Raw genomic sequence first — 22,483 nt, forward strand, 5'->3', positions numbered from 1 at the left:
TGCATGCGAACAGTGAGCTACAGGCAATGAAAGACAATTCTCAGGAAACAACTCATTTTGGCTACAAGACCGTTGATAAGGCGCAGAAAAAGAGCCTGGTCGCCGGTGTTTTCGACTCCGTAGCCGCCAAATACGATGTCATGAATGATGTGATGAGCTTTGGTATTCATCGTTTGTGGAAGCGCCAGACCCTGGATGCCAGTGGCGTGCGCAAAGGTCAGCGTATTCTCGACCTGGCCGGAGGTACCGGCGACCTGACGGCTAAATTTTCGCGTATTGTTGGCCCGCAGGGCCAGGTTGTGCTGGCTGATATCAATGATTCCATGCTCAAAGTTGGCCGTGACAAATTGCGAGATATGGGAATTGTTGGCAACGTTGAATACGTCCAGGCCAATGCGGAAGAACTGCCGTTCCCGGACGATCATTTTGATGCCATTACCATTGCCTTCGGCCTGCGCAACGTCACCGATAAAGACAAAGCGCTGCGTTCCATGCTGCGAGTGTTAAAGCCCGGCGGACGTTTACTGGTGCTGGAATTCTCCAAACCCGAGCATGATGTTTTGAATAGTTTATACGACTTCTATTCGTTTAATGTGCTGCCGCAGATGGGCGGCCTGATTGCCAACGATAAGGAAAGTTACCAGTATCTTGCCGAGTCGATTCGCATGCACCCGGACCAGGAGACGTTAAAACAGATGATGGAAGATGCCGGTTTCGAACAGGTCACGTACCAGAATATGACCGGTGGTATTGTCGCTTTGCATCGGGGATTCAAGTTTTAATGCCAGCCCAGGCGTTGCTAAATAGTATCGCTGAGCGGGTATTAAATACCGCGCTGGCGGCAGATCCTGACAGTGCCGGCAGGCTCAAGCCGGTGCGCGGCAAAGCGTTTCGTTTACAACTTGCTGAACTACCCTGGCCGCTGACACTGACGTTTTGCGAAGATCGTGTGCTGTTCATGGGGAGTGATTACGATGCGATTGACGGTGAGGTTCAAACCAGTTTCCCGGTTCTGCGAACACTGACCGATGCCAGTAAAGTAACAGCAGCGTTGCAGAATGGAACATTGAGCCTGCAAGGCGACCCTATTTTTGCCCAGCATGCGAGCCAGGTTATTCTGGGGCTTAATATTGACTGGGAAGAGGCCTTTGCCGAGCGGCTAGGCGATGTACCTGGCTTTTGGCTGGCACAGGGGATGGCCAAACTGACAAGCCTGAAGCCTGATCCGAGCCAGTGGCAACAGTGGCTTGGTGAAACCCTGAGTGAAGAAAAGAAGATTACTCTGGGGCAGGTTGAATACGCCATCTTTTGTGATGACCTGACTGCCCTTGAACAACGGATCCGTAACCTCGAAGCTGGTGGTTCATAGTGCGAAGCATGCGTTTTTACAGAATAATTCGAACCCTGCTCCAGTACGGTGTAGACGATATGATTCCACGACGCTGGCAGCCCTGGTATATGAGGCTGGCGCGTCGTACCTGTTTCTGGCTACGCAATCGGCATAAAGAAAAAGCGCTGGGCGAACGCTTGCGGCTGGCGCTCGAGGAGCTCGGCCCTGTGTTCGTAAAAGTCGGCCAGATGCTGAGTACCCGTCGCGACTTGCTACCCCCTGAAATCATTACCCAACTGGCGATGCTGCAAGACAAAGTGCCGCCGTTTCCAGGGGCCGACGCTCAGGCAATTATTGAGCGCGCCTTAGAGGTGCAAAGTGTCGATCAGGTGTTTGTCGATTTCGTGCAAAAACCTCTCGCATCGGCTTCTATCGCCCAGGTTCATGAGGCGACGTTACGGCTTAAAAATGGTCAGTTGAAGGACGTCGTGATCAAGGTTATCCGCCCTGATATTGAACATACCATTCGCGCCGATCTTGAGTTGATGGAATCGGTCGCGGCGCTGGCCGCTCGTTACCTGCCCGATGGTCGTCGGTTGAAGCCGAAAGAAGTGATCCGCGAGTATCGCAAAACCTTGCTGGATGAGCTGGATCTGCTGCGCGAAGCGGCCAACGCGATCCAGCTTAAGCGAAATTTTGCGGACTCAGAGGTACTTTATATTCCTGAAGTCTACAGTGATTATACGCGCCATAATGTCATGGTCATGGAGCGCATAGCAGGGGTACCGATTGGCGACGTCGAAACCCTGCGCGAGCTGGGCGTCGACTTAAAATTACTGGCTGAACGTGGGGTTGAAGTTTTCTTTACCCAGGTATTTCGCGATAGTTTCTTTCATGCCGATATGCACCCCGGCAATATCTTTGTCGACCCCAGCAACCCCAATGATCCGCGTTATCTGGCGATTGATTTCGGCATTGTTGGGACCCTTAACCGTGAAGATAAACGCTATCTGGCTGAGAACTTTATCGCCTTTTTCAATCGCGATTACCGCAAAGTCGCTGAGCTTCACGTCGATTCCGGATGGGTTCCGTCCTACATTAATATAGAAGATTTTGAATCCGCGATCCGCACCGTATGTGAGCCGATTTTCGAGAAGCCGCTGAAAGAAATTTCGTTTGGCGGCGTGTTGCTGAATCTGTTCAATACCGCCCGGCGCTTTGAGATGGAAGTCCAGCCGCAATTAGTGCTGCTGCAGAAAACCTTATTGTATGTAGAAGGGTTGGGGCGCAATCTGTATCCGGATTTGGATTTATGGAAGACGGCGAAACCTTATCTGGAACATTGGATGCATGATCAGATCGGCTGGCGCGCAGTCTTGCGCTCGGTCAAAGCAAATGCGCCTTACTGGGCGGAAAAGCTGCCGGAAATGCCAACCTTGTTGCATGATACGCTGCTTCAGGCGCAATCGTCGATTAAGTTGTCACAGTCCTATATGGAAGAAATCTTGCGCCAGCAGCAAGAGGCGGCGGAAAGTCGTATCTGGGCCTTTATGGCCAGCACCCTGGCCATTGCGACACTGGGGTTAGGGTTAATGTTGGACGAGCCCTGGTGGGCAGCTTTAACGGGTGTGGTCTCGGCATACGGCTGGATAAAAGCCTGGCGCGACCGACCTAAACACTTTATGAAAGAAACGAGGTAAGGCATGGGTGGCATTGGGATCTGGCAATTATTAATTGTCCTTGTGATTATTGTTTTGTTGTTTGGCAGCAAGAAATTGCGTGGCCTTGGCGGTGACCTGGGCTCAGCTATGCGCGGCTTTAAAAAAGAGCTGAATAGCGACAAAGAAAAAGATGAGAAAGAAGGTGACTCTGTTGAACATAAACAGGACGCTGAATTTCGTACTCCGGGTGACGGGGTAGATGATGCTAAGGACAGTGAAAACAACAAACAGCGCCGTGAGTAGATATGTTTGATATCGGGTTCTGGGAGCTTCTGGTTGTCGTATTGATAGGCCTGATTATTTTAGGTCCGGAACGCTTGCCGCGTGCCGTTCGCTCAGTCCAGCAGGGGCTTCATAAAGTTCGTCAGTTTGGCAGCCGGATGGAAGCTGAGATTAATCATGAGCTTAGAGTCAAAGAGCTGCATGATAACCTGAGAAAAATTGAAGAGAGCGATGACCTGGATAACCTTCCCGACGACTTAAAAAAGTCTCTGGATGAATTGCAGCGGGCCGCGGCAAGCGTCAATCGGCCCTATGCAAAACCCTCTGAGTCAACCGATCAGGATCCAGCGAATGAGAAGCCGGGCGATAAGGACAACGAACCGCGATGAGTGACAGTGACGGAACCTTGCTGGGTCATCTGGCTGAGCTGCGCAACGCCCTCCTGCGCGGTATTGCCGCCGTCCTGGCAATCTTTCTTGGCTTAATTTATTTTGCCCGTGATATTTACCACTTCCTCGCTGAGCCGCTAATGGCCAATATGCCGGAAGGCGGTAGCATGATTGCGATAGATGTCGGGGCTCCGTTCTTTGCACCGTTCAAGTTAACCATGGTCGTGGCGGTAGTGCTGGCCGTGCCGTTTTTATTGCATCAGGTCTGGCGCTTTATCGCTCCGGGGCTGTATCAACAGGAAAAGCGGCTGGTAGCGCCGCTGTTGATTAGCAGCACATTGTTGTTTTATGGCGGAATAGCCTTTGCGTTTTTCGTCGTGCTGCCGCTGGCATTTGCCTTTTTTACGATGATGGCACCGGAAGGCGTAGCGGTCGCGACCGATATCTCAAGCTACCTGGATTTTGTCCTCAAGGTGCTATTTGCGTTCGGTATTGCCTTTGAAATTCCGGTCGCCATTCTACTATTATGCTGGAGTGGTGTGACAACACCGGCGAACCTTCGCGCCAAACGCGCCTATGTGATTGTGGGTGTCTTTATTGTTGGCATGCTGCTGACGCCGCCGGACGTGATTTCGCAAACATTGCTGGCTGTACCAATGTGGTTGTTGTTCGAGTTGGGACTGATATTTGCCCGCTTCTACACACCGTCTGAAAAACGAGGTGAACAATGAAAGCATGGATTTTACCCTTAGTATCCGTCAGCCTGTTGCTGGCGATCCCTGGCGTTCAGGCACAGAATAATGAAGCGAGTGACGCAGCGGCTAATGCCGAAGAAAACAGCCTGTTAATGCAGTTGCAGAACTGCCGTCGTATTGACAGCTCAGTTGAGCGTCTGGATTGCTACGACAGGCTCGCCCGCACCCAGCAAACTGATGAGCCGTCGCGGGCTGCAGCGCGCGCGGAACGCGCGGAAGAAGCCCGCCTTGAAGCGGCCGCGCAACAGCAAAGTCGACGCGACAATGCGCAACAGCGTAGAGATGATTTTGGACGTGAACATCTCGCTCGTCCGGCAGAGGATGATACCAGACGTTATATCACTATTGTCGACAGTTGGCAGAATCCAAGAGGTCTTTGGCGCTTTCGTACCGAAGAAGGTGCCGAATGGCATCAGATTGAAAGCGTACGCAATTTCTTTTATGAGAGTGACGCAGACTACTATATTGAACGCGGTGCAATGAACTCCTTCATGCTGAGTCATGATGGCAGCAACCGTTCAATTCGCGTCCGTCGTGTCGACTAATGACTGCATTGCAATCTACCGACTTCTCTTGCTGGATTGATTGCGGGGTTAACCTGCCGCCCGACAATGAGCTTGCGCGCTTCCGTGACGAGCTGGATGCCGCCGAAGAACAGGGCGTAGGCCGTATTGTGTTAATTGCCTCCGATGTGGCTGAGACACGCCGCGCCATCGCCTTCGCGGAACAGGACCCACGTTGTATCGTTACTGCCGGTGTGCATCCGCACCAGGCCGCACAGGTGAACGATAGTTTCATTGCTGACCTGAAAACCTTAAGCCAGCATCCCAGTGTGCGCGCGATCGGTGAATGTGGACTGGATTACAATCGTAACTATTCGCCGCCGGACATTCAGCGGCGGGTTTTTGCGGCACAGGTTGAATTGGCGATTGAAACCGGACTACCCCTCTATTTACATGAGCGTGACGCGCTTGGAGATCAACTGGCCATTTTGCAGCCCGCGATGGCGGAATTAAGCGCGGCCTTTACCCACTGCTTCACCGGCGATGTCGAAGCATTAGCGGCCTATCAGGATTTAGGCTGTTACATTGGTATCACTGGCTGGGTCTGTGATGAACGGCGGGGCCAGCATCTGGCCGAAGCGGTGCCAGCGATCGATAGCAGTCGCCTGCTGCTGGAAACCGATGCTCCGTATCTGCTTCCCCGCAATGTGCGGCCGCGACCAAAGTCGAGACGCAATAAGCCTCAATACCTGGTGCATATTGCAACCTATGTGGCCGAGCGTAGTGCCATCGAAAGTGGGCAGTTGCAACGCACAACCTATCAAAATGCCATGCGCCTCTTTGGCGCCTGGTAGACACCCTAATGAAGAGGAACCAGTATGGCCGTTTATAGTGGCTTTCCCCATCGCCGTTTACGGCGCTCGCGTGCGCATGATTTCAGTCGTCGCTTAGTCAGTGAAAACCAGTTAACCGTTAACGATCTGATTTACCCAATGTTTGTATTACCGGGAGAGGGACAACGGCAAACCGTTGCTTCGATGCCGGGTGTAGAACGTATATCGATTGATCTGCTGATTGAAGAAGGTAAAGAGCTGGTGGCGCTGGGCGTTCCCATGGTCGCTATTTTCCCGGTGACACCGGTCACCGACAAATCGCTGGGTGCTGAAGCGGCGTACGACGATGAGGGACTGGCACAGCGAGCGGTGCGCGCACTTAAAGCCGCCTGTCCACAACTTGGGGTGATGACCGACGTCGCTCTGGACCCGTTCACCAGTCATGGCCAGGACGGTATTCTGGATGACTCCGGGTATGTACAGAATGACGTGACCACTGCGGTGCTGGTGCGACAGGCACTGTCGCATGCGCGAGCAGGTGCTGATGTTATTGCCCCGTCAGACATGATGGACGGGCGCATCGGTGCGATACGCGAAGCGCTTGAAGAGGAAGGCTTTCATAACGTCCAGATCATGGCCTATTCGGCAAAGTATGCGTCGGCCTATTACGGTCCCTTTCGCGATGCAGTCGGCTCGGCCGGCAACCTTAAGGGTGGCAATAAGAAGACCTATCAGATGGATCCGGCCAACAGTGACGAGGCATTGCATGAAGTGGCGATGGATATCGAAGAAGGCGCTGATATGGTGATGGTTAAACCGGGCATGCCCTATCTGGATATCGTGCGGCGAGTAAAGGATGAGTTTGCGGTCCCAACCTTTGCCTATCAGGTCAGTGGCGAGTATGCGATGCATATGGCGGCCATCGACAATGGCTGGCTGGGGGAAGAAACCATCTTTGAAGGGCTGCTGGCATTCAAACGCGCTGGCGCGGATGGTATTTTGACCTACTTCGCTAAACGCGTGGCGAAAAAGTTAGCGACTCAGGCTCAGTAAGCTGAGCCGCCTCTTCATCAAGCAGGCTAGTAAGAAAAGGATTGCGCGCAAAGAAACCGGCTGGCGCCTGCAGATGCAGGTGCGTGTTCTCAACGCTAAGCTGATAATGGTCGAGAATAGCGGCATGGCGGCGCTGACAAAGTAGTATCGCCAGGCGCAGGATGCGCTCGAGATGGCGTAAAGCAGGCAACTCGTGAACCGACGGGCTAGTGTCATCATCGATAATACCGGCGCAGCCTTCAAGCAATGCAATGATGTGTTTGCGCAAGGCGGCATTAAACCCCGGCAGATCCAGATGCTTAACCATATAGGCCGCATGGGCGCTGGCTTTTTTATACGCCAGACTCAATCCAAGCTCATGCAGATACGCCACAGCGCGCATCAATTCGTAGCTATTGCGCGGCATGACCCAGTGGTCGGCACACTGCTGATACAGGTTTTCCGCCACCTCAAGCACGCGTTCAGCTTGCCCGATATCGAGGTGGTAGGTGCCCGCAACTGTGCTTAAGGTACGCAGTTGAACATCAGTTTCGATCGTCTGGTCTGCATCGTTACTGCTATCCAGCAGGGCGTAGATAATGCCTTCGCGCAGCGCACCGGAAGTGGCTTGCAGCCTGGCAATAGAAAGCTTTTCACAGAGCGCAATTAATATACATAAACCACTGACAAAGACGCTCTTGCGGTTTGCTTTTAGACCTTTTAGATGCAGACGGTCATGCTCGCCACAGGCAATCGCTTCAGCTAGTAAGTTGGTTAACCAGTTGGGGGTAAAGTCGAGGGTTTCGCCACGAGCAATGGCAATTTCTTCGAGCGCTTTAAAGGTCCCGGAGGCCCCCAGCACCACGGCGCCTTCGCGTTTGCTGTATTGCTCAGCCACGACCCCGACAATTTCACCGGCACTGGTGATCGCAGCCTGAGTAGTCGCGTGCGTGATTTTACCGTCGGAAAAATGCTGCTGATACCAGGTAACACATCCCATATCGAGCGAATTCAATACCAGGGCTTCGAAGCCCTGACCGAGAATCAGTTCGGTAGAGGCGCCGCCAATATCAATCACCAGCATACGCTCAGGAAAAGCGGTGGTGCGGGCAATACCCTGATAAATGGTTGCTGCTTCTTCATCGCCACTGATGATCTCGATCGGGTGACCAAGAGTCTGTTGGGCGTCAGTAATGAATGCGGTGTCGCTGGCTATTTTACGTAAGGTAGCCGTGCCGACACAGCGAATATGGGATGGGTCGATGTCCTGCACGCGGTCAGAAAAGATCCGCAGGCACTGAAGAGCGCGTTGTTTGGCTGCGTCATCAAGCGATCCGTCGTCGCGTAGACCACCAGCGAGACGGACTTTGCGCTTGATCTTACTGACCACCTGTACGCCGCCAGCCACAACGCGAACCACCAGCATGTGAAAGCTGTTTGACCCAAGGTCGATGGCCGCGTAGTAGGCTTTTGAACGCATAGGCAGATGAGGGCCGCTATTTAACCGGGTTTACGCCCCTGGCGCTTTGGCCCGGAGTGACGTCGATTATAGTTTTTCCCACTCTGCATGCGACGCTTCTGCGGGAAGTGTGGTCTGGGTATATCTTCCAACAAGGCTCCGCTGTCATATTTAGTCACCGGGATACCATGTTTGATGTAGTCTTCAATGGCTGGAAGGTTATAAACGTACTCTTCACAGGCCAGACTCACCGCTTTACCACTGGCACCAGCACGGCCGGTACGACCAATGCGGTGGACGTAGTCTTCACAATCATCAGGCAGGTCGTAGTTATAGACATGGCTGACGGCTGGAATGTGTAAACCACGCGCTGCCACATCGGTGGCAACCAGAATATCCACTTTGCCGGTGGCAAAATCATCCAGAATCTTCAAACGTTTCCGCTGTGGAACGTCGCCGGTTAACAATCCAACGCGATGTTGCGCGGATTTTAACCACTGGTAAACCTTGTCGCAGCCATGTTTTGTATTGGAAAAAACGATTGCTTTGTCCGGCCAATCCTCTTCAATCAGGGTCAGCAGGAGTTTCATTTTGTCCGGTTTAGACGGGTAAAAAAGTTCTTCTTCAATACGGGCGCCAGTCATCTGTTCTGGCTCAATTTCGACGCTGGTAGGCTCGTTCATGTGCTCATAAGCAAGCTCTTTCACGCGCATCGAAAGGGTGGCTGAAAATAGCATGTTAAGTCGACCAGATGGTTGTCCCATCTGTCTGAACATGTAGCGAATATCGTCGATAAAACCGAGGTCAAACATGCGGTCTGCCTCGTCCAGGACCACCACATCAATTGCATCGAGACGGTAGACGCCTTGCTTGCAATAGTCGATCAGACGGCCGCAGGTTCCGACCAGAACGTCAACGCCTTCAGCCAGTTCGGCCCGCTGTGCTTCGTAGTTCTCACCACCATACACAACCGCCAGCTTGAGCCCACATTGCTTGGCTAACTCGATAGCGTCGTTATGGATCTGCACGGCGAGCTCACGGGTCGGTGCCATCACCAGTGCGCGAGGCTGTTTCGACTCCGTGTCTTTACGCGGGTTGGTCATTAATTGATTAAAAATCGCGACCAGGAACGCCATTGTCTTACCGGTACCGGTTTGCGCCTGGCCAGCCACATCTTGCCCCTGCAACGCCAACGGCAGGCTTAATGCCTGGATTGGTGTACAGTAGGTAAAGCCGACTTTATTCAGGGCATCGAGCACGCTCGGGTGCAATCCAAGATCGGCAAACTTGGTTTCAGTTAAGTGTTTTTCGCTCATGGCGCTCAGCATATCAGGTTTGCGCTTGCAATAAAAAACAGAAATGATTAAATATGTAGTCTAACTTCAAGTCGCAGCGACCTCGCTGCGAGAAAATGACCGGAGATGTACCATGAGTGACAACATTGTTCAGCTGAGCGACGAAAGCTTTGACGCAGACGTAATTAAAGCTGATCAACCAGTCCTTGTTGATTTTTGGGCTGAGTGGTGTGGACCTTGTAAAATGATCGCACCGATTCTCGACGACATCGCAGAAGAGTTTGCTGGTAAAGTTACCATCGGCAAACTGAATGTAGACCACAACAACGAAACTCCACCGAAGTATGGTATCCGCGGCATTCCAACATTGCTGCTGTTTAAAGGTGGTGAGGTCGTTGGAACTAAAGTGGGTGCAATGTCTAAAGCCCAACTGAGTGAATTCCTCAGCGAGCACGTGTAAGCACCGTGTAAGTTAACGCGGGCAGCGCCCACATTGCATCCTGGTGGGGTGTCCGCGTTTACTTCTTTATTCAGTGATCTCGTACAACGGCAAAACTGGACGAATCCCGAAATTGGTGTTATTTTGACCCTGTAGCGTTTCCAAACTGGCCGGAATTACTATCCTCAACGGCGCTTAAGCTACGAATAACGAACACGTACGAATACAAATACGAACACAGATATAACCCCTAAAATCACCCGCGCGTGCATAGTAGCAACGAGTTTCGTAACTGAAATGCGATGTGTGGACGTAAACAACCCCAAATTTTTGTAGATAATTTCTCAAGACCTACCGCTTATGAATCTGACTGAATTAAAAAGCAAGCCAATCAGTGAACTGGTTGACCTTGCCAGCGAAATGGGCCTCGACAACACGGCTCGCCTGCGTAAACAAGACATTATTTTTTCAATTTTAAAGGCTCACGCGAAAAGCGGCGAAGACATCTTCGGTGACGGCGTGCTGGAAATTCTGCAGGACGGCTTCGGCTTTCTGCGCTCCGGTGATTCGTCGTACCTGGCAGGTCCCGATGATATTTATGTATCGCCGAGCCAGATTCGCCGTTTTAACCTGCGTACCGGGGATACGGTCGCCGGTAAAATACGCCCGCCGAAAGATGGCGAACGCTATTTTGCCCTGCTGAAAATCCGCGAAGTTAACTTCGACAAGCCTGAAAACTCCCGTAATAAAATTCTTTTTGAAAACCTTACTCCTTTACATGCCAATGAACGTTTGCGCATGGAGCGTGGTAATGGCTCAACAGAAGACATCACGGCGCGTATTCTGGATCTGGCGTCGCCGATTGGTAAGGGTCAGCGTGGCTTAGTGGTAGCACCACCGAAAGCCGGTAAAACCCTGCTGTTGCAGAATATTGCGCAGTCCATTGCGGCCAACCACCCTGACTGTAATCTGATGGTGTTGCTGATCGACGAGCGCCCGGAAGAAGTGACCGAGATGAGTCGCTTGGTGAAAGGGGAAGTAATAGCTTCGACCTTTGATGAGCCAGCCAGCCGTCACGTGCAGGTTGCTGAGATGGTGATTGAAAAAGCCAAGCGTTTAGTTGAACACAAAAAAGACGTGGTCATTCTACTCGACTCTATCACTCGCCTGGCACGAGCTTACAACACCGTGATCCCAAGCTCTGGCAAGGTGTTAACCGGTGGTGTTGACGCCAACGCGTTACACAAGCCTAAGCGTTTCTTCGGTGCCGCACGTAATGTCGAGGAAGGTGGAAGCCTGACTATTATCGCGACCGCACTGATCGATACCGGCTCTAAAATGGATGAAGTCATCTACGAAGAGTTTAAAGGGACTGGTAACATGGAATTACACCTCAACCGCAAGATTGCGGAGAAGCGTGTATTCCCGGCGATCGATTTTAACCGCTCAGGTACGCGTCGTGAGGAATTACTGGCTTCACAGGAAGAGCTGCAGAAAATGTGGGTCTTACGTAAAATCCTCCACCCAATGGGTGAAATGGAAGCCATGGAGTTTCTTATTGACCGCTTAGTGATGACTAAGACCAATGATGAGTTCTTTGAATCGATGAAGCGGCAGAAAAGCTAGTTCCGCCGTATCTTAGATAAGTGAGCAAAGCCAGATGAAGTATCAGGACTTGCGTGACTTTCTGGCTCAGCTGGAAAGCCAGGGCGAACTTAAGCGAATTTCCCAGCCTATTGATCCCTATCTTGAAATGACAGAGATTGCCGACCGCACGCTAAAAGCGGGCGGTCCGGCGTTGTTGTTTGAGAATGTCAAAGGGCACGACATGCCGGTACTGGCGAATCTTTTTGGTACCCCGGATCGGGTTGCGAAAGGAATGGGCCAGGACAGCTTAAGTGCGCTGCGGGACGTTGGTAAACTGCTTGCTTACTTAAAAGAGCCTGAGCCCCCAGCGGGCTTCAAAGATGCGTTGAGCAAATTACCCTTGCTGAAAAAGGTGCTGAGTATGGCACCCAAAGTACGTAAGAACGCGCCCTGTCAGGATGTGGTGATCAGTGGCGACGACGTCGATTTAGCTAAAATTCCGGTACAGCACTGCTGGCCTGGCGATGTTGCACCCTTGATTACCTGGGGCCTTACTGTCACCAGGGGGCCGCATAAAAAACGCCAGAACCTGGGCATTTATCGGCAACAGGTGCTGTCCAGAAACAAGCTCATTATGCGCTGGCTTAGCCACCGTGGTGGCGCGCTGGATTATCAGGAATTTTGTAAGCAGAACCCTGGCCAGCGTTTCCCGGTGTCGGTCGCGCTGGGTGCTGATCCGGCGACCATTCTCGGTGCCGTGACACCGGTTCCTGATACCTTGTCGGAATACGCTTTTGCGGGTCTGTTACGCGACGGCAAAACCGAAGTGGTCAAATCGGTTAGCAATGATCTTCAGGTTCCTGCGCACGCCGAAATTATCCTTGAGGGCTACCTCGAACCCGGTGAAACCGCGCCCGAAGGCCCGTATGGAGACCATACCGGTTACTACAATGAAGTGGACGAGTTTCCCGTCTTCACTGTGACTCATATCACCCATCGTAAAGACCCGATTTACCATACCACCTATACCGGGCGGCCGCCGGATGAACCTGCGGTGCTTGGGGTTGCGCTGAACGAAGTGTTTATTCCTATTTTGCAAAAGCAGTTTCCGGAAATTATCGACTTCTATTTGCCGCCGGAAGGTTGTTCGTACCGTATGGCCGTGGTCACCATGAAGAAACAGTATCCAGGTCATGCGAAACGGGTAATGATGGGCGTGTGGTCTTTTTTACGCCAGTTTATGTATACCAAGTTCGTGATTGTCTGCGATGACGACATCAATGCCCGCGACTGGCAGGATGTCATCTGGGCCATTACCACGCGGATGGACCCGGTGCGGGACACTGTGATGGTTGAAAATACCCCGATTGATTACCTCGACTTTGCTTCGCCGGTATCCGGCTTAGGGTCGAAGATGGGGATGGACGCCACCAATAAATGGCCGGGTGAGACCGATCGCGAATGGGGGGAGCCCATTGTTATGGACGAAGCGGTTAAGCAGCGCGTCGATGATATCTGGGATGAGTTAGGTATTTTTAAATAAGGTTTTTATGTCAGTTTTGCGTTGCCAGTTAAGTAGTATGAAAGCGCTTGCACCGAATGTGTATCGCGTCGAATTGTCTCCATCTGCTCCGGTGGTGTTTCATGCCGGGCAGTATTTGCAGGTGGTCATGGGCGAGAACGACAAGCGACCGTTTTCCATTGCATCTATGCCAGCTGAGCAGGCTCGCCTTGAGCTGCATATTGGCGCTGAACCAGGTAATACCTACGCCAGTGAAGTGATTGAACGCTTACAGGCTGACGGTGAAATCAGTGTCGAGGCGCCGTTAGGGGTGGCTCAGTATCGTGCTGACAGTGCACGGCCGATGATTTTACTCGCCGGGGGGACTGGGTTTTCTTATACCTGGTCTATCCTGCAGCAGCATCTGGCGAGCACTGATCCACGCCCGGTTATGATGTTCTGGGGCGCGCGCCAGCTGGATGATCTCTACATGCATGAGCAGCTGCTGCAGCTCGAACGTCTGCACGAGAACTTCAGCTATCGGCCGGTACTGGAAAATCCGCCAGCCGAGTGGACCGGTGACCGTGGCCTCGTTCACCATGCAGTGTTAGAGGCTTTCGGCAAACAACTGGCAGATTTTGACGTGTATATAGCGGGCCGTTTTGAGATGGTGCGTGTGGTACGCGATGAATTTGAACAGCACGGATTGCCACGCGAGCAACTGTACGGAGACGCGTTGAGCTTCATTTAATTTGGCGCTATACTGCCGCCGAAAACTACCAAGGGGTGCCCGTACGGGCTGAGATGCATTGCGAACCCTTAGTACCTGATCCGGTTAATACTGGCGTAGGGATTGGTAATACAATTCAAAGTTCTACTTACAAAGCCTGTAACCGGGTCTCTTCTTTCTGTTAAGTAAAAGATGAGATCCTTATATGAAATACTCTGTTCCTGTTCTTAAGTCCTCCCTCCTACTTGGTGCTTTGACCCTGACGCTGCCTGTTTCTGCGCAGACCACGGAGAATGAAGTCTCCATTGAGCGTATTACTGTGGTCGGCGAATTTCGCGCCAAAGGGCTGCAGGACGTGCCGGCCAGTGTCAGTGTGTTAAGTGCTGAAGATATCCGCAGTCGTCAGGCTGAACATCTTGAAGACGCGCTGGCAATGACCCCTAACCTGAATCTTGCCTCAGGCGGATCGCGTGCCAACTATATCCAAATCCGCGGTATCGGCGAGCGAAGTCAGTTTGTTGACCCGATTAATCCATCGGTCGGCCTTGTGATTGATGGCATTAATTACAGTGGGCTGGGCCAGGCCGCCACCCTGTTTGATATCGGCCAGGTCGAAGTGTTTCGGGGCCCACAAAGTACCCGTTTCGGCGCAGACGCGATGGCGGGAATGGTCTATCTGAGTAGCCATGAACTGACCGACTATGCCGATGGGCAGCTTGAATTAAACCATGCGAATTACAATAGCTTCGGTGCCGGAGCGGCATTTGGTGGTGCTCTTAACGATAGTTTTCGCCTGCGTGGCTCATTGTATCGTTATCAGAGCGATGGCTTTGTTGAGAACACGTACCTTGGACGCAGTGATACCAATGGCCAGGACGAACTGACGTTTCGGTTGAACGGTGAATGGCAGATGGCGCCGGATCTTAACATGCTGCTGAGCTATCACCGGTTTGATATCGATAACCGCTATGACGCATTTTCACTCGACCTTGATCGCACCACGTTATCCGATATGCCTGGTCAGGATACGCTGGATAGCCATGCCGTTCGTTCGCAACTTAACTATACCGGGCTGGATACTGCCGAGCTTCAGTTCTCACTAAGTGTCCTGACCGCCGAGCAGATATACAGTTTTGATGAGGACTGGGCCTACCAGGGGATTGAACCGGGTTGGGAGTACAGCGCCTTTGATGCGTATGACCGCGAGCGGGACGATACCACCGCTGAATTGCGCTTACTGTCGTCAACACCGATTGAGGTCGCTGGCGTCGCCACTGACTGGGTGGCGGGTGTGTATGTGCGACAAAGCGATATGCAGCTTACCCGGACCTATACCTCGTACGATTATGCAGAAGAAGCGTACCTGAACGCGCTGTTCAGCAGTGACTATGAAACAGAGAACTGGGCGGCGTATGGCGAGCTCATCCAGCAGTGGACACCGCAACTTCAGGCGACCTACGGATTGCGGGTGCAGGGGTACGATAATCAATACCGTGATAGCCGCGCTATTGTTGCCAACCCCAGTGATACGACCTGGGGTGGCCGTGCCTCACTGCAGTACACCCTTGATGACAATCAGCAGGTTTACGTGTCGCTGGCCCGGGGCTTTAAACAGGGCGGTGTCAATGGTGAGGCTCTGGGACGGGCTGACGACGAGGGCCTGGGGGAAGCCAGTGAGTTTCTGGAGTCCGTGGCAACCTTTGCCCCTGAGCTTCTGATAAACAGCGAACTTGGCTATCGGTTGCATATGCCCGAACACAGCTTGAATGCCAACGTTACCCTGTTTCACAGCTGGCGCGATGACATGCAGGTCAACGCTTATGTATTGCGTGATCAGCAGTTCGTCAGCTACCTCGACAACGCATCGTCAGGGCGCAACTACGGCCTTGAAATTGAACTGGATTACCTGCCAACAGACCGCTTGCGTGTATTCAGTGCGCTCGGCGTCATGCAAACTGAGCTGCGCAACTTTCAGCCGGAAGCGGGCGAGCTTATCAGTGGCCGTGAACAGGCCCACGCTCCCAATTATCAGCTTCATGCAGGCATTGAATATCAGTTAGCGGCGTCGTTGCAGTTGCGGGTAGAAATGGATGCGCGGGACGGCTTCTACTTTTCCAATACCCATGATCAGCGTTCGTCCAGTCATCAACTGCTGCATGCGCGGTTAAACTATTTTGTAGGGGACTGGGTGTTAAGTCTGTGGGGTCGTAACCTGACTGATGAAGACTATGCGACCCGGGGATTCTATTTTGGTAATGACCCTCGCGATGGTTATAGCGCAAAAAATTATGTTCAATATGGTGAGCCGCGTCGTGTCGGCTTTACCGCTCGCTATCAATTTTAAAGGAGGCTGTGATGAGCTTACCATTAAGTGCTGAAATTTCTCTGTACCCACTGGCTGATGCATACCTCCCGGTGATTAAAGACTTTGTTGAGCGCCTGGCGCGCTACGATGATCTGGTGGTGAACACCAACACCATGAGTACTCAGGTGTTTGGCGACTTTCGCCGGGTTATGGAGGTACTGACCGATGAACTCGAGCGTGTCTATCAACAGGTGCCGAGCCAGGTCCTGGTGTGTAAGTTCATTAACCGCGACCTGCGTCCATGAGTGCGTGGCTGACTGAGCTACTGGCGCTAACGTCGCAATGGGAGCTGCTGGCCGTGTTGCTGGCAGCGGCATACGTGGTGCTGGCGATTCGGCAGAGTCTGTGGTGCTGGCCAGCTGCCGCTATCAGTGCCTCTATTTATACCGGGCTTTTCATCCAGGGTTCGTTGTATATGGAAAGTGCGTTGCAACTTTTCTACGTGGTGATGGCGGGTTACGGATTCTATAGCTGGGTCTCGCACCGCCGGCAGCATAGTGGTAGCGGGCCTGGTATTGCGATAACCACCATGGGTTGGCGCACGCATTTGTTGTGGTTGACTGGACTCACCCTGCTCAGTGCGATGCTGGCCTGGCTGCTGAGTCGCTACACGGACGCAGACATGGTTTGGCTCGACACCCCAACGACGGTGTTCAGTTTATTCGCAACCGTGCTGGTTGCCCGGCGCGTGCTCGAAAACTGGCTTTACTGGATCGTGATCGATTTTGCCTATGTGGCACTTTTCTGGAGTAAAGGGTTCTACCCGACCGCCGTGTTGTTTGCGGTTTATACCCTGATGGCCTTTATCGGCTACTGGCGATGGCGTCAGAGTTATCAAGCGCAACAGCGCACAGATGCAGGAAGTTTGAGTGAGCAGTACAGCTATTGATGCATTTTTACAGCAACATCTGGGCAGCGGCTGGCAGTTGCAGCCCGTGCCCGGCGGCCTGGTAAATCGCTGCTGGCAGGTGGACCATGAGGGACAACGCTACTTCCTTAAACAGCAGGGCGCAGCTCGCCATAATGGGGTCGATCGGGTAGAGGAAGTTCGCTTACAACGCGCGCTCTACCAGCACCACCTGACGGTGGATATTGTCGCCTGGAATGCCAGTTATGAGCTGGTGTTGTTTGCCTGGGTTGACGCACCCACGTTGACTCAGTCTGACAGCACCACACAATTGAAGGTTCTGGCTGACACGCTGTGGCGTATTCATCAGCAGGCCCCCCCGTTGCCGCACTGGTCATTGAGCTCACGGGTCGATAATTACCTGCAGGCAATTGCCCAGTATGAAGCAAAGGTCGCCAACGATCTGGCTGCTGAACTGGCCGGGTTTGCGCCTTTGTTAACTGCCTGGGATCAGCACCCTAAAGTGCTTTGTCATAATGACCTGGCGTTTGCTCATATTCTGATGAGCCAACCACCGCGGGTGGTCGACTGGGAATACGCGGGCTATGGCCACCCGTGCTTTGATCTTGCATCGTCAATTGCGATCAATGAGCTAACAGAGGGGGAGGTGGCGGCTCTCTGTGAGCACTATTCAGCGCACAGCCTGAAGCATGGCGGGGAAACAATAACGCCAGCCGACTTATCGGACTGGCGTCAGTTAATTGACCTGGTGAACAGGCTCTGGTTTGAGGCACAGCGGGTGCAGCGCACCACCTGAGCAGCTGGCTAGTCGAGCAAATTAAGCACCTGACTCTGACTGAGCGTAGCCTGTCCGCGTAGCGCGATCGCCGATTGACCGAGAATGTTGTCCCGGGTCTGGTTGGCGGTGGCTTCAGCGTAATCCAGATCCCGGATCCGCGAACGAGCGGCCTGAATATTGACATTGGCCTCGGTCAGGTTATTGACCGCACTGACAAAAGCACTTTGCTTGGCACCATAGTCAGCACGAATCCCGCCCACCACGCTCAACATATCGTCGATCTCAGAGATAGCATCGGCGGCCCCGGATGCAGTACTTACATCCAGCGTTTCCAGTGCATTAAGGCCGGCACCGCGTAAATCAACGGCGTCCACCGTCATTCGTTCATCGTTGCCACTGCGACCGGTACCGACCAGAAAGTTAAGTGACTGATCCTGATTGAGCAAGGTAGTGCCGCCGATGTTGGTGGTATCCAGTGTGCGGTAAATACCATCGCGTAACTGTGCCATTTCGTCGCCAATTGCACTGCGGTCGTTGTCGCTTAAAATGCCATTGCCCGCCTGGACGCTTAATTCACGCATGCGTTGCAAGTCATTTTGCACCTGCTGCATACCACCTTCTGCCACCTGCAGTACCGAGATGCCGTCAAAGGCGTTCCTGACTGAGCGCTGGAATGCGGTTGCTTCTGAATTCATACGCTCAATGATTTGCAGTGCCGCCGCATCGTCACTGGCCCGATTTACCCGGTTACCGGATGCAAGTTGTTCCATACGTTGATTCTGCGACTGTATGGTCTGCTGCAGTATTGAATTGCCAGAAGCGGGGTTGTTGATTTTCATAGTACGCCCTTAGTGAAAGGTTGACGCCTGTCTATATTAGATAAATTTATTATATACCAGTTGTTTAAATAGTGAACAACTAAATTCACTGGCTCTAATCTTGCGTTGCGCTGACCTGATAAAGCGCTAAATTAGATAGCTTATTCATGAAAATACAGGCATCAGGCATGACCAAACCGAAAGAACTGAGCGATAAGTTATACGGCTATCTGGCAGAGGACGAGGACGCCCGCGTCTGTAAAGACATCCCGGATGAGGCCTGTAACCATCAGCCACAGGCGTTTGTTTTTCATTTATGGGCGTTGACCCTGACCAAGCTGGGTGACTCATTGGTTAGCGCGCGTCTGGTCCTGCCCTGGTTATTAACCGCCACCGGCGCCCCTGCATTTTTTATTGCGATGCTGGTGCCATTGCGGGAATCCTTGTCCCTGTTGCCGCAACTTTTTGTTGCTCAAAGTATGCGTGAGAAACCGATTCGAAAATGGTTCTGGGTCGTGGGCAGTATAGGCCAGGCGTGTGCGCTCATGATGATGCTGGTTGGGCTGTTTACCTTTGAAGGGGCAAGCTTCGGCTGGTGGGTGATTGGCTGGCTAATCGTGTTTAGCCTCTCCCGCGGGGTGTGTTCGGTGGCAATTAAGGATGTGACCGGTAAAACAGTATCGAAGACGCGCCGTGGACGCTTGACTGGGCTGGCTGCAAGCGCGGCCGGGCTGATGACATTGCTAACCGCTGTGGCAATCATTTTAAGCCCCGAGGTCGAGGGGTCGAATTTACTTTTTGTGGCTCTGTTAGGCGGTGCCGCGGTGCTGTGGATCCTCGCTGCTATTATTTATGCCTTTGTGCCTGAAACACCGGGAGCCACCAGCGGTGGCGGCAATGCCATAACCGAAGCCGTTAAGTCCTTGAGTATTTTATGGCAGGACAAACAGTTCGGTCACTTTGTCGCCACCCGTGCGTTGTTGGTGTCGTCGGCATTCTCGATCCCTTACATTGTGGTGTTGATTCAAAACCAGTCGTCAGGCAATGGCATAGTAACCGGCCTCGGCGGTTTATTACTGGCGAATGGCCTGGCCGGTCTGCTGGCAGGGCGTTTCTGGGGCAAGTGGTCCGACAGCGCCAGTCATCACGTGATGGCAGCAGCAGCGTTTATGGCGGTAGGCGTGATGGCGCTGGCGCTGATTGTGGATAGCCTGTGGCAGGACTATATGGCCTGGCTGCCGGTTGGTGGCGGACTGATTTTCCTTGCTGCGGTAGCCCATCATGGCGCCCGGGTGGGGCGCAAAACATACCTGGTAGATATGGCCACGCAGGAAAACCGTGCGCAGCTGACAGCGGTGTCGAATACCGTCATCGGGGTACTATTGTTGCTTGGTATCCTGCTTGGGGCGCTAGATAGCTGGCTTGGCACGCACAGTGTGTTGCTGTTTCTGATCGTGGTTGGACTGATTGCGGGCTGGCGCGCACTGCGCCTGCCAAACGTGGTTGACGATTAAGGCAAGCCACCGCATGCTAGCAGCAGGCTGTCCGTTTCTTGAAGAGGTATCCATTGATGACCGAACCGCAGGTACAGGCGTTGTCGCCAGCCGTACAAATTAATTTGAACATTCGTGGCATGAAGCCCTCAGCGACAGTGGCTATCAATGAGCGTAGTGCTGAGTTGCAGGCAGAAGGACGCGAAGTACTTAAGCTGGGGCTGGGTCAGTCGCCGTTTCCGGTGCCAAAGCATGTGCAGCAGGCGCTGCGTGACAATGCGCAGCAAAAAGATTACCTCGCCGTAAAAGGTCTGCCTGCCCTCCGCCAGAGCATCAGTGCCTATTTAAAGCGCACTCAGGGGCTTGATTACGATGCGCAGAATGTTCTTATTGGTCCAGGCACCAAAGAGCTGATGTTCATCATGCAGCTGACCTATTACGGTGACCTGGTGATTCCCAGCCCGAGCTGGGTGTCCTATGCGCCACAGGCGCGCATTCTGGGGCGCAATTTACACTGGTTACGTACATCCCTGGACAGTGGCCTTGGCGTCACCCCTGAAGCACTCGAGGAGCTGTGCCAACAGGACCCTGACCTGCCACGGCTACTTATTTTGAATTATCCGAGTAACCCGACCGGACTTGCCTATAGCGAAGACCAGCTTAAGGCGATCGGCGGGGTCGCCCGTCGTTACCGGGTGCTGGTGCTGTCGGACGAGATATACGGTGGCGTTAATTTCAGCGGTGAACATATTTCGATTGCCCGCTATTACCCGGAAGGCACCATTATCAGTGATGGGATCAGTAAGTGGAGTGGTGCGGGTGGCTGGCGTTTAGGGGCGTTTGTTTTTCCTCCTCAGCTAAAATGGCTGGCTGATGCCATGGCGGTGGTCGCTAGCGAGACATTTACCTCGACCAGTGCACCTATTCAATATGCGGCGATTGAAGCGTTTCAACAAAACCCGGCAATGGAAAGCTATTTGCAGCAATCACGGGCCGTGCTCGAAGCACTTGCGAACTATGCCTATGACCGTTTAACCAGTGCTGGTGCCCAGGCCATCAAGCCGCAGGGGGGCTTCTATTTATTCCCCAGCTTTGAGGCGGTGCGGGAGCGAATTCTGAGCAAAGGGATCCAGACCAGCGACGAGTTCTGTCAGCGATTGTTGGATGAAAAGGGGGTTGCCTGTTTACCCGGCAGTTGTTTCGGGCGCCCGGCCAGCGAATTTTCAGTGCGTATTGCCTACGTCGATTTTGATGGCGAGGCGGCGCTCGATGCGCTGGAGGCTGGCGCCACATTAGACCATGAGTTTCTGCGACGCTATTGCGGTCGGGTGGTGGAAGCCATCGACCGCATGCATGACTTTATTTCGTAGGCCGATTAATTAAGCCAGTTTGCCATCGCGGATGTGCTGTTCACCACGCGCTTTGGCGAGCTGGATTTGTTTTTCCCGCTCAAGAAAACGCTGCCGCTGTTCAGCAGTGGTTTTATCATAACAATGCGGGCAACTGACGCCTTTCTCATAATGCTCGCTTTGCTTTTCCTGCTCGGTAATTGGCATCCGGCAGGCGTAACACTGGTCATAGCTGCCTTGCTCAAGGCCGTGCTTGACGGTAACCCGCTGATCGAAAACAAAGCATTCACCCTGCCACTTGCTATTGGCGGCTGGAACGTCTTCGAGGTACTTCAGAATGCCGCCTTTGAGATGAAAAACCTCATCAAAACCGAGCTCCTTTAAGTATGCCGTCGACTTTTCGCAGCGAATGCCGCCGGTGCAAAACATTGCGACTTTCTTATGCTGGCCGGTGTCGAGGTGGTCTTTCACATACTGTGGAAATTCGCGGAAAGTTTCCGTTTTAGGGTTAACCGCGCCTTCGAAGGTGCCCACGGCAAATTCGTAATCATTGCGAGTATCAATCAGCAGCACGTCGGGATCATTGATAAGCGCGTTCCAGTCTTTCGCTTCAACGTAGTTGCCAACGGTTTTCTTAGGATCAATCCAGTCGATCCCCATGGTCACGATTTCTTTTTTTAGTTTTACCTTGGTCCGGTAAAACGCCTGGCCATCGCTTGGTGATTCTTTGTGGTCAATATCGGCTAAACGTGCATCGGCCTGTAAATGGCGCAGCACATTATCAAGTTGCTGGCGAGTGCCACAAATGGTGCCGTTAATGCCTTCCCGAGCCAGTAACAAGGTACCTTTTACCTCATTTTCCAGCATCACATCTAACAGTGGCTGGCGCATGGCTTCATAATTATCGAGCTCCACAAATTTGTAGAGCGCAGCGCAGGTATATTGCATCGAATTGCCTTTTTTCAGCGGCCCGAACCGTAAATCCGGTGCCTGGTTAGTCATAGAAAATGGTGCTG

The 22,483-nt window shown here is 52.8% G+C and carries 22 protein-coding genes, 1 pseudogene and 1 riboswitch; of the genes and pseudogenes, 19 read left to right on the plus strand and 4 right to left on the minus strand.

Annotated features, from left to right (window positions below; all coding sequences use genetic code 11):
• The first annotated feature begins 26 nt into the window (after positions 1–26).
• From ubiE to hemB, 9 genes and pseudogenes are all read left to right on the plus strand, one after another.
• Positions 27–782 (plus strand): bifunctional demethylmenaquinone methyltransferase/2-methoxy-6-polyprenyl-1,4-benzoquinol methylase UbiE, encoded by a 756-nt coding sequence (ubiE, locus tag CWE12_RS10125; RefSeq protein WP_126789596.1) that lies wholly within the window; start codon positions 27–29, stop codon positions 780–782.
• Positions 782–1,369, plus strand: coding sequence for a ubiquinone biosynthesis accessory factor UbiJ (locus tag CWE12_RS10130; protein WP_126789597.1), 588 nt, complete (start codon positions 782–784; stop codon positions 1,367–1,369). The genes ubiE and CWE12_RS10130 overlap by 1 nt, the downstream gene beginning before the upstream one ends.
• An 8-nt stretch (positions 1,370–1,377) precedes the next feature.
• Positions 1,378–3,030 carry a ubiquinone biosynthesis regulatory protein kinase UbiB gene (ubiB, locus tag CWE12_RS10135; RefSeq protein WP_420836638.1) on the plus strand — a complete coding sequence of 551 codons (1,653 nt, stop codon included), beginning with the start codon at positions 1,378–1,380 and terminating at the stop codon, positions 3,028–3,030.
• Between the two features lie 3 nt (positions 3,031–3,033).
• Positions 3,034–3,160, plus strand: a pseudogene (gene tatA, locus CWE12_RS13770) (twin-arginine translocase TatA/TatE family subunit); the annotation flags it as partial.
• Between the two features lie 136 nt (positions 3,161–3,296).
• Positions 3,297–3,662: a Sec-independent protein translocase protein TatB gene (tatB, locus tag CWE12_RS10145; RefSeq protein ID WP_126789600.1), complete on the plus strand. Its 366-nt coding sequence runs from the start codon at positions 3,297–3,299 to the stop codon at positions 3,660–3,662.
• Complete coding sequence (tatC, locus tag CWE12_RS10150; protein ID WP_126789601.1) at positions 3,659–4,393, plus strand: twin-arginine translocase subunit TatC; 735 nt, start codon at positions 3,659–3,661, stop codon at positions 4,391–4,393. The genes tatB and tatC overlap by 4 nt, the downstream gene beginning before the upstream one ends.
• Positions 4,390–4,962 (plus strand): type VI secretion system-associated protein TagO, encoded by a 573-nt coding sequence (locus CWE12_RS10155; protein ID WP_126789602.1) that lies wholly within the window; start codon positions 4,390–4,392, stop codon positions 4,960–4,962. The genes tatC and CWE12_RS10155 overlap by 4 nt, the downstream gene beginning before the upstream one ends.
• Positions 4,962–5,774: a TatD family hydrolase gene (locus CWE12_RS10160; RefSeq protein ID WP_126789603.1), complete on the plus strand. Its 813-nt coding sequence runs from the start codon at positions 4,962–4,964 to the stop codon at positions 5,772–5,774. The genes CWE12_RS10155 and CWE12_RS10160 overlap by 1 nt, the downstream gene beginning before the upstream one ends.
• A gap of 24 nt (positions 5,775–5,798) precedes the next feature.
• Positions 5,799–6,806 carry a porphobilinogen synthase gene (gene hemB, locus CWE12_RS10165; RefSeq protein ID WP_126789604.1) on the plus strand — a complete coding sequence of 336 codons (1,008 nt, stop codon included), beginning with the start codon at positions 5,799–5,801 and terminating at the stop codon, positions 6,804–6,806.
• On the opposite strand, the gene CWE12_RS10170 is transcribed toward hemB, so the two are convergent.
• A complete protein-coding gene (locus CWE12_RS10170; RefSeq protein ID WP_126789605.1) occupies positions 6,766–8,265 on the minus strand; it encodes a Ppx/GppA phosphatase family protein in 1,500 nt (499 codons plus the stop codon). The two genes, hemB and CWE12_RS10170, sit on opposite strands and share 41 nt — an antisense overlap.
• 20 nt (positions 8,266–8,285) lie before the next feature.
• Positions 8,286–9,560: an ATP-dependent RNA helicase RhlB gene (gene rhlB, locus CWE12_RS10175; RefSeq protein WP_126789606.1), complete on the minus strand. Its 1,275-nt coding sequence runs from the start codon at positions 9,558–9,560 to the stop codon at positions 8,286–8,288.
• Between the two features lie 112 nt (positions 9,561–9,672).
• Between rhlB and trxA the strand changes: the two genes are divergently transcribed.
• From trxA to CWE12_RS10215, 8 genes are all read left to right on the plus strand, one after another.
• Entirely contained in the window at positions 9,673–9,999 is a 327-nt protein-coding gene (gene trxA / locus CWE12_RS10180; RefSeq protein ID WP_126789607.1) for a thioredoxin TrxA, read from the plus strand.
• A gap of 339 nt (positions 10,000–10,338) precedes the next feature.
• Positions 10,339–11,604, plus strand: coding sequence for a transcription termination factor Rho (gene rho, locus CWE12_RS10185; protein WP_126789608.1), 1,266 nt, complete (start codon positions 10,339–10,341; stop codon positions 11,602–11,604).
• 34 nt (positions 11,605–11,638) lie between these two features.
• Positions 11,639–13,108 (plus strand): 4-hydroxy-3-polyprenylbenzoate decarboxylase, encoded by a 1,470-nt coding sequence (gene ubiD, locus CWE12_RS10190; protein WP_126789609.1) that lies wholly within the window; start codon positions 11,639–11,641, stop codon positions 13,106–13,108.
• A gap of 7 nt (positions 13,109–13,115) precedes the next feature.
• A complete protein-coding gene (fre, locus tag CWE12_RS10195) occupies positions 13,116–13,817 on the plus strand; it encodes an NAD(P)H-flavin reductase (RefSeq protein WP_126789610.1) in 702 nt (233 codons plus the stop codon).
• A 21-nt stretch (positions 13,818–13,838) separates the two neighbouring features.
• Positions 13,839–13,937, plus strand: a riboswitch (TPP riboswitch).
• Positions 13,938–14,001: 64 nt separating this feature from the next.
• Positions 14,002–16,140 carry a TonB-dependent receptor gene (locus tag CWE12_RS10200; RefSeq protein WP_126789611.1) on the plus strand — a complete coding sequence of 713 codons (2,139 nt, stop codon included), beginning with the start codon at positions 14,002–14,004 and terminating at the stop codon, positions 16,138–16,140.
• 11 nt (positions 16,141–16,151) lie between these two features.
• Complete coding sequence (locus CWE12_RS10205; protein ID WP_126789612.1) at positions 16,152–16,406, plus strand: YkoF family thiamine/hydroxymethylpyrimidine-binding protein; 255 nt, start codon at positions 16,152–16,154, stop codon at positions 16,404–16,406.
• The gene (gene pnuC / locus CWE12_RS10210; RefSeq protein ID WP_126789613.1) at positions 16,403–17,050 is read left to right on the plus strand and encodes a nicotinamide riboside transporter PnuC; all 648 of its coding nucleotides are present in this window, start codon (positions 16,403–16,405) and stop codon (positions 17,048–17,050) included. The genes CWE12_RS10205 and pnuC overlap by 4 nt, the downstream gene beginning before the upstream one ends.
• Positions 17,031–17,825 (plus strand): choline/ethanolamine kinase family protein, encoded by a 795-nt coding sequence (locus CWE12_RS10215; RefSeq protein ID WP_126789614.1) that lies wholly within the window; start codon positions 17,031–17,033, stop codon positions 17,823–17,825. The genes pnuC and CWE12_RS10215 overlap by 20 nt, the downstream gene beginning before the upstream one ends.
• A gap of 8 nt (positions 17,826–17,833) precedes the next feature.
• Here the strand turns inward: CWE12_RS10215 and CWE12_RS10220 are convergent, their stop codons facing one another.
• The gene (locus CWE12_RS10220) at positions 17,834–18,646 is read right to left on the minus strand and encodes a flagellin N-terminal helical domain-containing protein (protein ID WP_126789615.1); all 813 of its coding nucleotides are present in this window, start codon (positions 18,644–18,646) and stop codon (positions 17,834–17,836) included.
• 167 nt (positions 18,647–18,813) lie between these two features.
• On the opposite strand from CWE12_RS10220, the gene CWE12_RS10225 reads away from it, so the two are divergent.
• On the plus strand, positions 18,814–20,139 hold the full coding sequence (locus tag CWE12_RS10225; protein ID WP_126789616.1) for an MFS transporter: 1,326 nt from the start codon (positions 18,814–18,816) through the stop codon (positions 20,137–20,139).
• Between the two features lie 56 nt (positions 20,140–20,195).
• Entirely contained in the window at positions 20,196–21,488 is a 1,293-nt protein-coding gene (locus CWE12_RS10230; protein WP_126789617.1) for a pyridoxal phosphate-dependent aminotransferase, read from the plus strand.
• 9 nt (positions 21,489–21,497) lie between these two features.
• Here the strand turns inward: CWE12_RS10230 and trhO are convergent, their stop codons facing one another.
• Positions 21,498–22,415, minus strand: a complete 918-nt coding sequence (trhO, locus tag CWE12_RS10235) for an oxygen-dependent tRNA uridine(34) hydroxylase TrhO (protein ID WP_126789698.1) — start codon at positions 22,413–22,415, stop codon at positions 21,498–21,500.
• Between the last annotated feature and the right edge of the window lie 68 nt (positions 22,416–22,483).

Source organism: Aliidiomarina sedimenti, from assembly GCF_003986955.1.
Classification (GTDB): domain Bacteria; phylum Pseudomonadota; class Gammaproteobacteria; order Enterobacterales; family Alteromonadaceae; genus Aliidiomarina; species Aliidiomarina sedimenti.

Coding starts and splice junctions, on each gene's coding strand:
- trxA (WP_126789607.1), top strand. CDS start 9,673: ATGAGTGACAACATTGTTCAGCTGAGCGACGAAAGCTTTGACGCAGAC.
- tatB (WP_126789600.1), top strand. CDS start 3,297: ATGTTTGATATCGGGTTCTGGGAGCTTCTGGTTGTCGTATTGATAGGC.
- CWE12_RS10200 (WP_126789611.1), top strand. CDS start 14,002: ATGAAATACTCTGTTCCTGTTCTTAAGTCCTCCCTCCTACTTGGTGCT.
- pnuC (WP_126789613.1), top strand. CDS start 16,403: ATGAGTGCGTGGCTGACTGAGCTACTGGCGCTAACGTCGCAATGGGAG.
- CWE12_RS10155 (WP_126789602.1), top strand. CDS start 4,390: ATGAAAGCATGGATTTTACCCTTAGTATCCGTCAGCCTGTTGCTGGCG.
- CWE12_RS10230 (WP_126789617.1), top strand. CDS start 20,196: ATGACCGAACCGCAGGTACAGGCGTTGTCGCCAGCCGTACAAATTAAT.
- CWE12_RS10130 (WP_126789597.1), top strand. CDS start 782: ATGCCAGCCCAGGCGTTGCTAAATAGTATCGCTGAGCGGGTATTAAAT.
- fre (WP_126789610.1), top strand. CDS start 13,116: ATGTCAGTTTTGCGTTGCCAGTTAAGTAGTATGAAAGCGCTTGCACCG.
- ubiD (WP_126789609.1), top strand. CDS start 11,639: ATGAAGTATCAGGACTTGCGTGACTTTCTGGCTCAGCTGGAAAGCCAG.
- CWE12_RS10160 (WP_126789603.1), top strand. CDS start 4,962: ATGACTGCATTGCAATCTACCGACTTCTCTTGCTGGATTGATTGCGGG.
- rho (WP_126789608.1), top strand. CDS start 10,339: ATGAATCTGACTGAATTAAAAAGCAAGCCAATCAGTGAACTGGTTGAC.
- CWE12_RS10170 (WP_126789605.1), bottom strand. CDS start 8,265: ATGCGTTCAAAAGCCTACTACGCGGCCATCGACCTTGGGTCAAACAGC.
- hemB (WP_126789604.1), top strand. CDS start 5,799: ATGGCCGTTTATAGTGGCTTTCCCCATCGCCGTTTACGGCGCTCGCGT.
- ubiE (WP_126789596.1), top strand. CDS start 27: ATGAAAGACAATTCTCAGGAAACAACTCATTTTGGCTACAAGACCGTT.
- tatC (WP_126789601.1), top strand. CDS start 3,659: ATGAGTGACAGTGACGGAACCTTGCTGGGTCATCTGGCTGAGCTGCGC.
- CWE12_RS10220 (WP_126789615.1), bottom strand. CDS start 18,646: ATGAAAATCAACAACCCCGCTTCTGGCAATTCAATACTGCAGCAGACC.
- CWE12_RS10225 (WP_126789616.1), top strand. CDS start 18,814: ATGACCAAACCGAAAGAACTGAGCGATAAGTTATACGGCTATCTGGCA.
- rhlB (WP_126789606.1), bottom strand. CDS start 9,560: ATGAGCGAAAAACACTTAACTGAAACCAAGTTTGCCGATCTTGGATTG.
- CWE12_RS10205 (WP_126789612.1), top strand. CDS start 16,152: ATGAGCTTACCATTAAGTGCTGAAATTTCTCTGTACCCACTGGCTGAT.
- trhO (WP_126789698.1), bottom strand. CDS start 22,415: ATGCAATATACCTGCGCTGCGCTCTACAAATTTGTGGAGCTCGATAAT.
- ubiB (WP_420836638.1), top strand. CDS start 1,378: ATGCGTTTTTACAGAATAATTCGAACCCTGCTCCAGTACGGTGTAGAC.